The sequence below is a fragment of the Vibrio sp. 10N.222.49.C9 genome, from assembly GCF_041474985.1.
GTDB lineage: Bacteria > Pseudomonadota > Gammaproteobacteria > Enterobacterales > Vibrionaceae > Vibrio > Vibrio crassostreae_C.
This window is the reverse complement of the sequence record NZ_JBFRVD010000042.1, coordinates 64,979-76,701: the sequence shown is the minus strand read 5'-3', so window position 1 is coordinate 76,701 and position 11,723 is coordinate 64,979. Positions and strand designations below refer to the sequence as shown.

The following is an 11,723-nucleotide window of genomic DNA, read 5'->3' as shown; positions in this document are numbered from 1 at the left end:
GGCGCAGGGGAAAGCTTCCAGCAAACCTTTACCGTTGAATCTATTGATGGCAGTGCTAAAAAAGATATCACAGTGACCGTTCATGGCACCAATGATGCGCCAGTTGCGTCAGCTGAAGTGCGTTTAGCGAATGGCTTAGAAGATAGCAAAATTGTCCTCACCCCAGCACTGCTACTTGCTAACACAACTGATATCGATGATAACGATATTGGCAAATTATCCATTGAGAACCTACACGCCGACCATGGTTCGATATTAATTAATGGCGATGGCACCTTTACCTTTACGCCAGAAAAAGACTATAACGGCGATGTCCATTTTAGCTATGACGTCAAAGATGCCCACGGTGGTGTGACCCACACCGGTGCATCAACAACACTCTCGGCAGTTGGCGATGCTGCGATCTTCGCCGGAGATAAAAGCGGTCAAATAACAGAAGATCGCCACGTACAAGGTGATGCCCAACATACGATATTTGTCACTGGCGTGTTGAATGTTATCGATCCTGATGCCGGTGAAGATCATTTTTACGACACTCGTAATGCCCATGCGATCAGTGATCCCTATGGCGGTCACCTGACCATTGGAAAAGCCGGTGATTGGGCTTATTCGGTTCCCAATGCCAATATTCAACACTTAGCGGCAGGGCAAGTCGAGCAGGTTCAATATGAAGTAACGACCGCTGGTGGTGATAAACAAGTTATTACCATCAATGTGCATGGCACTAATGATAAACCAACAGTTTCTGAAGTTATCGCAGGTGCACATAACATTGATGAAGATGCTGCAAATGCGACCTCTGGGCAAATTATTATCAGCGATGTTGATCATAGCGATCAACATTCTGTCAGTATTGATAGCCAACATCAGCCACAGTATGGTTCTGTTACCTATAATAGCAATACACAAACTTGGGTCTACACACTTAATAACAGCAATAGCCATGTTAATGCTTTAAATAATGGTGAACAATTGACCGATAAGTTTTCTCTATTAGTCGATGATGGACACGGGGGCATTACAACTCAAGAAGTTGAAATGCGCATTGATGGACACAGCGATGTTCCACCAATGCCAACCCTAGTTGCCCCTGCAAAAATTACCGGCAGTGCAGGCAATCAGGACCTGCATGCCTCAATCGGAATTCCTCCAATTATTCACCAAGGAACGCCTACGCCAATGACAGGCTGGGGAATATCAGATCACCACGGACACTCTCTCACTGCATTACACGGTCAATTTGGTACTTTGCATGTCAATCCTGCAACCGGAGAGTTGAGTTACGATTACCAACAAACTTCATCAGGCGTCGTTAAGACACATACAGGAGGCTCTTACGGTAGTGGTACAGACGAAACCGACTCGTTTGTTTTAACCCTAGGAGGCGATCAAAACTCACAAGTCGCGGTGCACCTACATTTGCACTCGCAATCCGTCCATGGAAACAGCGGACATCACATTGACCAAACCACACTAACTGGCATGGATTTATCGCCAATCGCTCCACCACCTCCTCCAGCACCCGGCATGAGCCAAGCGGATGAACCGGATGCCTCTTTCAGCACCCCTGATGAAGTTACTCTTAATTTTGATGAGGTGACGGCAAACCTAGAACATACAGCGATAGGCGAACACGAACAGCGTTCTGGTGCCCATGCTTACCTAGACGCTCTGGGTATTAATGCTGACTCGCCGTCTATAGATTCACCGTCACACAATGTACCAGTAGCGCATGATATCGATATCATTTTCAGTGATACCGAGAGTGCTTATGGGGCTGAGCAAACTGACGACAGTATGAGTGACGCACTGTCTCACCATACCGAAAGCCCATCTTTTGATGATTCTTTACACCATCATAATGATATTGACGGATTGCCTGACATAGACCCAAATAACTAGAACATCACCCCTTCGGTTAGATAAAAAAAGGAGCACGGCATGTGCTCCTTTTTTATGCAAGCCAGAGTGGAGGACTTTACCTCTCTCCAAACGCCACGCTAACATTGGTATAAATCGGTTTCCATAAGTATTGGAACACCGACTTCTCGCCAGTTGTGATGTCTACTTCACCCGTCATACCCGGCAGTATGGAAAAGCTTTCAGGGTTATCACGGAAGTAAGGCGTATCAACCGACACTACAACTTCATAATAGATCTCGCCACGTTCGCTTTGACTTGTGGTCGGTGAAATACTCTCTACCGCCCCTTTTAAAGCCCCAAAGCGGCTGTAATCAAACGCATCAATCTTGACTCGAGTGGGCTGCCCAACACTCACAAAACCAATATCTCTTGGGGACAAACGTGCTTTGAAGTCAGCGTTCCCTCCGACAGGCACAATTTCAACTACCGTGCCACCCGGCTGAATAACACCACCATCCTGCGTGCTTGGTATGCTTTGCACCAAGCCTTGTAGCGGTGACACTAACATAGTGTTCGTCAATTTAGCTTGGCTTGAACGAACTCTAGCATTCAATGCTGATAAGTCAGATACGGCTTTAGAACGATCATCGCTCACTTTAGCTTTCGCTTCCGCCAGAAGCTGTATGATTTTTTGGTCATTACTGTCAGCTTGTCTAATCAATACCGACTTCTTACCACGAGCTTCTTCGATTTTCTGTTCGATACTGGCCAATTTTTGTCGCATTTCAAGCACACGTAAACGTGAAATGTTACCCGCTTTATAACCCTTCTCCAGTATGTTCAACTCTTGCTTAGTCGCATTTAACTCTTTCTCATAACTCGGCAAGGCCTTTTCTACGCTACGAAGCTGCTCTGCAATTTGCTCGCTCTCTTTCTCAAGCACCACACGCTTTTGGAAGTAGAGGGCTTTTTGCGCGTTCAGCTGCGCTTTTTGCTGGCTGACGATCTCTGGGTAATCGACCTCAAACTCAGCAAGGTTAGGCTCACGTTGCTCAAGCAGCGCATTCATACGTTCCACACTGGCTAGAAGCGTCACTTGTTGGGACTTTAGCTCTTCAAGGGCGGTACGCTGGAAAGTGGCATCAAACTCAACAAGCGGCTGGCCTTTCTCTACCAACTGGCCTTCTTTAACAAGAATTTGCTTTAACTTACCGCCAATCGCACTTTGCAATACTTGCTTCTCGCCTTCCGGAATCACAGCACCTTTGGCTTTGGCGATTTCATCAACTTGAGTGACTACAGACCAAGTGGCAAAAGCAATAACACATAAGGCAACCGACCATGTGGCCAGCGCCAATGTACGAGCCGTATTTTGTGATTCAACAAGCTCACCGTAGCGCTTGCCCTTCTCGATAGATTGTTTAGTCATTAGCGACTCCTTGCTTAGACTCTGATTGTTCTTGTTGGGCTGCATTTTGTTGAGCAGACGCCTCTTGAGTTGACGGCTGTAGCTCTTGAGATAACGGTTGCTCAGATAACTGCGGTTCTTGAGAAGCTTGAGGCTCTGAAGGCTGTTCCTGCTTCGAAGACTGCTCCGGCTCTAATGGACCGGCATAAACCACTGCACCTTCATTTAATACCACCACTTTATCGGCAAGCTTGATTAAATCCGGATCGTGGGACGTGTAAATCACCGTTGCTTTTCCTTTTTTCGACTGCACAAACTCACCAAATATACGTTTAGCATTTGGGTGAGCATCAGGCACAGGATTATCCATTAAGAACATTGGGTAGTCATAAACCAGCGCTTTTGCATCAATTAGGATCTGCGCGACGCTGCCAGACAACATGTCAAAAAGGCTGTCCGGCTGAATACTGCTGATGGAAGTATCGAGCCCACCTGATAATGTCTCGAACCAACGCTTTCCGCCGACCATTTCAATTGCAGAGATCATTTTCTGATCTTCGACTTTGTGACCGTCGTTTAGCCACTCTCGAATACTCAGCGTAAGCAAATCAGGATATGCGGCTCGAATGAAACACCAGTGGCGATAAAGCTGCGGGTCGTATTGAACGAGGTTAACGCCTTCAAGCTCGACCATGCCATTTTGGATAGGCTGCAAGCCAGACAGCACTTCAATTAATGTTGATTTACCGCTGCCAGAAGGGCCGGTAATCGCGACAACTTCACCGGCTTCAATATCAAAACTCACACCATTCAAAGCGGGGCGACTCTGTTTGGGATAGCGCAGCGTCACTTGGTCTAATTTCAAGTTAGGCGCTACCACGGGTAACGGGTGATGCTGGTAACTGAATTCACGCTCAGACGGCTGAGACAAAATACGGTTCACTTGCAGCTTGGATTGATTAAAGCTATTAAAACGCATCGCGCTGTTTGCCAACACCTGAGCAGGACCCGTCACCTTAGATATCAACATCATTGAAGCAATCAAACCACCGGGCGTCATCACTTGTTCAAAAATAAGTCCTATGCCTAACCCCATCACGGCGAGTGTCGAGCCCACACCAATGAAATAGTAAATCGAGGTGTACCGACTCTGGAGAACCGATTGATTAAAGGTCACTGTTGAAGCAAGAAGATTGGCTTTTTTGAAACGTTGAATCCAGTGCTCTGAGAATCCAGCACTGCGAATAAAGGCAAGCTTGGATGACAGCTCATTAGTCATGTTTTGACGATTCGTACCTGCGACTGTCGATTGCATCGAGCGCTTGCTGCTAGAGCGTATCGAGCGTTTTGCTAGCAAGTAATAAAGGATTAAAGAGACGACTGGAACCAGTACCAACCATCCGCCTAAAACTCCTATCGCTAGTACAAAAATTAGAATGAATGGTAGGTCAAATAACGCATTTCCTAATGGCCCCGATAGCACACCTGAAATACGCTCTGACAACATCACTTGGTTTTGCTGACTAGAAGAAGCTGTTTGCTGATTTTGAGCATAGCTATTACGAAGCAGACGCTGCACGAGGGATTGAGAAATCTCACGACTTACTCGGTTGGAAACTGAAGCAAACACTCGGCTACGTAATGTTCTCAACCAACCCATCATCACAAACAACAACGCCGCGCCAATGGCGATACCTTGCAACTCATGCCCTGCATCACCACCAATCACATGGTCATAAATCGACATCGTGATGAAGGGAACAGCAAGCGCAAATAAGTTAGTGATAAAGCTGACCAATAACAATTTAGGAATGATGGGACGAAACGCATGTAACCTTTCACCAACCCAATCAGGAGAGGCCTTCTCTAATGGTGGCCCTTCGATAACAATACAAAACTGAGGGACATCGGTGATGTCGTTATTGGCATTAAAGGCAACAAATTGCTTGGATTCCAAATGACCAGAGACCAGCTCATGTTCACCAAGTACCAGTAAGACCAATTTATGTTCACCAACTTCATCTAGGTTGGCAACCAAGCGATAAGGCAGTGCAAGCCTGTCGAACAAGGCAAACATATCGTCGATTGATTCAATGCCATTTTCATCGACCCATTGATGTGCGAACAACTGGATATTAGCATTAACTTCCAACTGCTTAAGAACGGAAAGGCTCTCGGTTTCTAAATGATTCATCACCTCTTGTCGACCGCTGGTATCTGCACGGTTGTTCGTACCTGAAGGGTTACCAATATCTAAACGATTCATACGACGGCCTCCTGATTGCTCTCGCTGTCGACCGTAATAGCTCGACTTTCCACTGTAATGATTCGATTAGCAAATTCGCGAAGCTTCGAATGGTAGCTCACCATCAGTATCGTGCGTCCTGCCGTTACTTCTTCTTCCAACACCTTAGCTAGATTCCCAAGGGCGTCTAAATCAAGTGAAGAATCCGGCCTTTCCAACATGATTATGGGTTTATCACTTGCCAATTGAGCCGCGATATTGAGCATTTTCACGTTACCCATACTCAACAAAGAAGCACTCGTATGGCCAATTTGTGTCTCTAGTCCATCGGGTAATCGAGTAATCTCTTTGGTTAAACCCAAACGCTTTGCATAGTCACTGGCGCTTTGCGTTTTCTCAGGGTCAAACCCGCACAAGTTGTCGAGAATAGTACCCGACACCAACTGCCCTTTAACGCCACAGTAGGCAGCAATATTGGTTACGGATGCGATTGAAACTGCAGCTCCGTTAATGAAGCACTCACCCGCTTTTAGATCATCAATACCTGCAATCGACGACAATAAATGACTGTTGGTGTGGCGATCCTCACTCTCTAACAAAACCAACTCACCTTTATTCAGTGTGACATCTGCATGAGAGAGTTCACCATATCTTTCAACGGTCGCTTGCTTGATTTCCAACGTCTCAAAGTCAGATAAGTGGTTCTCAACTTGCTCAGAATCTGAAGATTCCGATAATGATAAGTCACTCAATTTTTCTATTGCCTGATTGGCACTGTGTATTGAATTAAGCTTGATTCTAACCCCAACCAGAGCACTCAAAGGCGCAACCGCTCTGCCAGATAAGATAGAACATGCCGCCAAGCCACCAGTAGTTAACTGACCATCCAACACCCACAAGCTCCCCGTAATTACGAGTAAAACTGACGTGGCTAATGCGGCAAGCTGAATACATTCTTGGGCAAAGGCGTTCTGTTCTTCTTCTCTCGCTTTAGACTGAGAGCGAACGTTATTGAGGGATTTAAACTGATTGAAGATTCGAGACTCAACAGCCTGACGTTTGATTCCTTGAATGGTTTGGCTCAGTAAAATCAAGAACGCTTTTCGCTCCTGCTCATCTTGGGAAGCTTCTTCACTTAAGCTTTTAACGCGAATAGAAGACAACCAAACGATTCCGAGAGTAATCAGCCAAACTGCCAAAGGTATCGCCACCAGCTCACCGCCGATGTAAGCCACCAAGCCCAAGAAGATCAAGGCAAAAGGCAAATCAATAAAGCCTGCAATCACACCACCGGAATACCAATCTTTGACTTTGGATACAGAACCAAGCCCCTCTTCCACGCCGCCAACACCAATGTGGCGGAGATGGCCTGATGAAGCCGTTGTTACTCTTTCAACCAAAGTTTGATAGGTCGCTTTCTCGGTATTGCTGGCCGCGGCTGACAAAAGCCAAGTACGCACAAACCGGATCAATGCTTCCATGGCAACAGCCAACGCTGCACCCGCCAACAACAAAGTGGCAGTACCGTAACTTTGGTTAGGTAAAATACGATCGTAAATTTGCAAAACCGTTAACGGAACGGCGAGAGAGAGAAGATTTATGAGTAAAGAAGGCAGTAAGACTTTCCCCACCACCCCTTTGTTTTTCATTGAACTTGCGGGCATACACAATCCTTATCCATGCTTATGAAATAAGATTGGTACACCATGTTGAGTATTGCAAGGTAACGGACTGATTTAACGTGTTTTTCAATATAAATATGACACAGATCTTTCTACACAAATCTGTGGCTATACCCGTACCTTAAAAACGCTCCTTACAAACGCTCGTACAAGTGCTCCTTACAAACAATTGTCGTAATCCGTTATCGCCTGCTTTAACTTTGAAAAGTCTGAGTTACATAAATACGGTTTCAGCGCTTCAAATTTATCTGAGGGCCACTCGTATATTTTGAATGACATGAGTTCGTCAATAACGGACTCATCAAAGCGGTATTTGACGACTTTAGCTGGAGAACCACCGACAATGCTGTATGGAGCGACGTCTTTAGTCACCACACTATTCGCTGCAACCACAGCGCCTTCGCCAATCGTCACACCGGGCATCACCATCGCTCTCATGCCTAACCACACCCCATCTTCAATGTGAGTGTCACCTTTGCCAATGTAGGCATCGTCGATTACATCCATAAATGGATACAGCGAAAACCAATCAACTCTGTGGGTATGGTTGCCACCCATTAAAATCACAACCTCTGCGCCAATGCAGACATAATCGCCGATATGGAGTTCGTCGATTTCCCATCGAGGCTCCCACTGGCGGCTGACTTCGTCGCCATGTAAATAACGGACGACAGATTGCTCGAACCCATTATCCCAGCAATCGCTGTAATAACTGTGTTGACCTTTTACGTGAATATTGGGGTTGGTTACGACTTCATGCAGCAACTCGAATTTGGACCAATGCTTCTTTTGCATTTTTACCTCTGAATGATCTATTAAGTTTTATTCGTTAACTATCAAAATGTTCGACGATGCAAATCCAAGGTGCACAAACTAACGCCCTATAAACACAGGGTTCACTGGGATGAATAGTGAGTATCACGCTTAAATCATAGCAATATCGCTAAAACTAAAGAGACGTCAGTGGATTCGAGGTTGCTTAAGAAGAGGAAGTAGTTTCAAAGTTTGCTCAGTTTTTATCGATAACTTGGTTGGATAATTTACAGGCGTAGTGTAACTGTTTAGTCGCGCCAATTTGACAGGAAGATGTGATTAATAAGGTTTCAAATTTCGTTTCGTGGAATACGGAATGAACAAGAGCCTGCGCGATTACACAGGCTCAAACTTAGACTCAGCTATAAACTTCGGAGCTCGCTTGGAGCTGGGCTCAGCGACTACATGCGTGCAAGCTGTACTTTTCTGTCTTTATTCACCACGCAGAAGTTACCGCGCTTAGTACGACACTTAGAGCATCGTTCGCATTCAACAGGGCTTCTATCCCCTTCCTTCCAACGCTTCACTAAATGGGGTTCAGAAAGCAGCGGTCTTGAAAGCGCGAAGTACTCAATGCCCGTGTTGTTTGCAATCGCTTCGATAGCATCAAAATCCGTTAGACCACCAACCGTGACCACTGGGATATTAACGTCTTGGCTAATCGCGTGACCATACTCATGGAAGTAGCCTTCAGCTTGAATGGTAAAACCATCGTGCGACTCGCCAATCATAGTGTCTGCTTTGCCATGAATATTGCCTGACACGACAATGCCATCCACACCCACTTGTTCAAGCTTTTTACAGACAATACGTGTTTCCTCAAAGGTGACGCCACCTTCAAAAAACTCGGATGCCGTGAGCTTAACCAAGATAGGGAAATCATCACCCACCAGCTTACGTGTCGCGGTATAGATCTCTAACAAAAATCTCATGCGGTTTTCTAAGCTACCGCCGTATTCATCTTCACGTTGGTTGTAATAAGGGCTTAGAAATTGGTTAATCAGGTAAGTGTGAGCGGCATGAATTTCAACGCCATCAAAGCCTGACTTCTGTGCTCTCAAAGACGCTTGAGCAAACGCATCAACAATGTAGTCGATCTCGTCTTTGGTCATCGCTTTGCCTAGAGTTTGAGTTCCTTTTTCTGGAACCTCACTTGGTGCGTAGATTACTCGCTCGCCAAGGTCATGCGTGGTTTTGGTGCCACCATAAGCCAACTGCATCACGATTTTAGAGTCGTTGTCGTGCACCAGTTGAGTCAGCTTTTGATACTCTTCAATGAATGAGTCGTTATACATACCCATCATGCCTGCATTCGGCTTTTCTTCTTCAACAATGTTCGCGTAGCCCGTCACGATCAGGCCGACTTCACCTTGAGCCAACTCTTCATAGATAGCGTACAGTTTATCTGTCATATGCCCATCTTCGGTGGCCATATTTTCCCACGTTGCACTTCTCATGAAGCGATTCTTTAGTGTCATCTTGCCAATGTGGGTTTCTGTAAACAAAGTGCTCAAGTGTCTTCCTCTCAAAATCGTGTTACGCAAGTTACCCATTAAGCATGGGCACTGATTCAGGCGGATACTACAGAGAATAAGGCAGCGAAAACTTAATCTAGATTAAGAGAGCGGCACTCTCATGTGAGAAAGATATAGAAAGCATCAAAAAGAGATAAAAAAGATTGGAGAAATGGTAACAAAAGAAAGTCGCTAAGTTTTAATAAGCGACTTTGTTCAATTTAATCTGGACTAAGTCAATGGTTCTTACGAGAGGTGTCCACCTGCGAATTTCTGCCTGCTAACAGTTATTTGAACTCATAGGTGTAAGACGCGCCAACACTGTTATTTTCACCGAAATCGTCCTCAGCAAAAATAGTGAAGAAGTTGAATGATTGAGCGTCACTCAACTTGTAGCTAGCACCGACGCCTGCCCAATACCCTGAATAATCATCAGACCCCATTGAACCGCCACCGAAGCCCATGATAGACCATTCATCAGTAATCGTTTTTAAACCAAACGCACCAATGTAGCCACCGTGTGTTGAGCTCGACATCAATACATAGTCAGAACCAACATTATCATCATCGAAAACCGCTACTTCGCCGTCATTATAGCTGTAACCAGCCATAGGGAAGATTTGCCAACCGAACGGCTCAATATCGAAATAGCTCAGTGGTATAAATGTGCCAATACTGTAGTTGTTCTTATAAGCATCGTTGTCATATTCAGAACGGCTAAAGTTGAAGTTAACAATACCCATAGGCAACAGCCATGAGCCGCCTATTCGCCATTCTTCGCCATCTGCGTTAACACGAGCATTGATCATTCGTGCTTCATCAAGCCCAATAGACCCAGAGAACTGCAGATCTTCGTTATAAGCAACGCCAGCTTTGGTTACGATTTTAGTCGGATCATCAGGGTGCTTCTCTTCAGCAAAAGCACCCGTTGAAAATAAAGACACTAAAGTAATGATTAGTAGATTACGTAATGTCATTAGAAGGTCGCGCTAACACCAACAAAGTGGATACGGCCATCGAACGAACCATTCAACAGATTAACTTGACCAAATCGACCATATCGATCCATCTCAACTGAACCCAAATCAGCGTATTCATAGAACACATCAATTAAGATGTCGTCCCAGTAGGTAGATGCGCCAACTGAGTAGCGGTACTGTTCACCCACAGGAAGGTCAACCCATTGCATTGACGGATCGTCTTGCGGAGAAGTTTCGTAAGAGAAGCCAGCTTTCAAACGCCAGTCTGAATTCAATTGATAATCCGCACCTACCGCAAATTTCCAAACGTCATCCCAGTCACGCTCAATCGGAACACCATTAATTGGACTTCCTGCTATTCCAAAATCAAGAACGGTTGTATCCCATTCACTCCAACGGTGGAACTGAATACTAGCAAGCAGGTCAAGTTGAGAGTTCAAAGCATAGCTCGCACTGACATCGATGATTTCAGGTAAAGCAATATCAGTTGATAATGAATTCAATACGCCTTGGTTAATAACGCCATTTACATCATTGTTAAACTCATGCTCTAGCTTAGAACGGTAACTTGCGCCCAGCTTAAGTTTATCTGTCGGTGTGTACATTACGCCAAGGTTATAGCCGTATGCCCAGTCAGTATCTTGCTTCGCAGTAAGCATTGACGTTGTTTGTTGGAATGCAGCCCAACTGAATTGCACACCCGCGCCTACTGACCATTGGTCATTCAGCTTATAACTCAGTGATGGGTTCACTTGCATTGCAGTAAGAGTGATATCTTCTAGAAGTGCAGCACCCGCCCAATCACTGCCGTAATCAAGGCTAGAGCCGCCAACAGCGCCAAGCGCGATACCAAGGTGTAATTTGTCTGTGACTTGATGAGCGTGGAAGGCACCAAATGACGGCATTACGGAATGAGCTTTACCATCTGGATTACCACCGTTATCTTGATACTTCATTTCAAGATCGAATGCCATGGTGTTGATGGTCGTTTTGCTTTCGCCCATGTGAGACATAGTGGCAGGGTTTGTCCACATCGCCGCTGCAGATCGAGTGTAAACACCATCACCAGCGCCAGTAGTACCAGCGTTGGCAACGACAGCTTCTTGCAAAAACAGGCCACTTGCGAATGCATTTAAGCTCGTAAAAATTGCAGTGGCAGCTAGAGAGTAAGTAAAAGTTTTGTTCATCAGAGCGCTCATTTAGCCTTAGACATTAAAT

At 45.4% G+C, this 11,723-nt stretch carries 8 protein-coding genes; 1 reads left to right on the top strand and 7 read right to left on the bottom strand.

All coding sequences use genetic code 11. The features are described from left to right. Nucleotides 1-1,902 (top strand): VCBS domain-containing protein (locus tag AB4585_RS18005; protein ID WP_372170492.1); only part of this gene is annotated, 1,902 nt, incomplete at its 5' end. Between the two features lie 76 nt (nt 1,903-1,978). On the opposite strand, the gene AB4585_RS18000 is transcribed toward AB4585_RS18005, so the two are convergent. From AB4585_RS18000 to AB4585_RS17970, 7 genes are all read right to left on the bottom strand, one after another. Beyond that, on the bottom strand, nt 1,979-3,292 hold the full coding sequence (locus AB4585_RS18000; protein ID WP_017061737.1) for an HlyD family type I secretion periplasmic adaptor subunit: 1,314 nt from the start codon (nt 3,290-3,292) through the stop codon (nt 1,979-1,981). Next, nucleotides 3,285-5,537 (bottom strand): ABC transporter transmembrane domain-containing protein, encoded by a 2,253-nt coding sequence (locus tag AB4585_RS17995; RefSeq protein ID WP_017064446.1) that lies wholly within the window; start codon nt 5,535-5,537, stop codon nt 3,285-3,287. Before AB4585_RS17995 ends, AB4585_RS18000 begins: the two co-directional genes overlap by 8 nt. Next, a complete protein-coding gene (locus tag AB4585_RS17990) occupies nt 5,534-7,180 on the bottom strand; it encodes an ABC transporter ATP-binding protein (protein ID WP_017066510.1) in 1,647 nt (548 codons plus the stop codon). The genes AB4585_RS17995 and AB4585_RS17990 overlap by 4 nt, the downstream gene beginning before the upstream one ends. Nucleotides 7,181-7,357: 177 nt before the next feature. Then, nucleotides 7,358-7,993, bottom strand: coding sequence for a CatB-related O-acetyltransferase (locus AB4585_RS17985; RefSeq protein WP_017061734.1), 636 nt, complete (start codon nt 7,991-7,993; stop codon nt 7,358-7,360). 419 nt (nt 7,994-8,412) lie between these two features. Next, complete coding sequence (locus AB4585_RS17980; protein ID WP_372170490.1) at nt 8,413-9,525, bottom strand: NADH:flavin oxidoreductase; 1,113 nt, start codon at nt 9,523-9,525, stop codon at nt 8,413-8,415. Between the two features lie 287 nt (nt 9,526-9,812). After that, entirely contained in the window at nt 9,813-10,502 is a 690-nt protein-coding gene (locus AB4585_RS17975) for a hypothetical protein (RefSeq protein ID WP_102320576.1), read from the bottom strand. Then, nucleotides 10,502-11,692: an OmpP1/FadL family transporter gene (locus AB4585_RS17970; RefSeq protein WP_017064441.1), complete on the bottom strand. Its 1,191-nt coding sequence runs from the start codon at nt 11,690-11,692 to the stop codon at nt 10,502-10,504. The genes AB4585_RS17975 and AB4585_RS17970 overlap by 1 nt, the downstream gene beginning before the upstream one ends. Nucleotides 11,693-11,723: the final 31 nt, after the last annotated feature.

Coding starts and splice junctions, on each gene's coding strand:
- AB4585_RS18000 (WP_017061737.1), bottom strand. CDS start 3,292: ATGACTAAACAATCTATCGAGAAGGGCAAGCGCTACGGTGAGCTTGTT.
- AB4585_RS17995 (WP_017064446.1), bottom strand. CDS start 5,537: ATGAATCGTTTAGATATTGGTAACCCTTCAGGTACGAACAACCGTGCA.
- AB4585_RS17990 (WP_017066510.1), bottom strand. CDS start 7,180: ATGCCCGCAAGTTCAATGAAAAACAAAGGGGTGGTGGGGAAAGTCTTA.
- AB4585_RS17985 (WP_017061734.1), bottom strand. CDS start 7,993: ATGCAAAAGAAGCATTGGTCCAAATTCGAGTTGCTGCATGAAGTCGTA.
- AB4585_RS17975 (WP_102320576.1), bottom strand. CDS start 10,502: ATGACATTACGTAATCTACTAATCATTACTTTAGTGTCTTTATTTTCA.
- AB4585_RS17970 (WP_017064441.1), bottom strand. CDS start 11,692: ATGAACAAAACTTTTACTTACTCTCTAGCTGCCACTGCAATTTTTACG.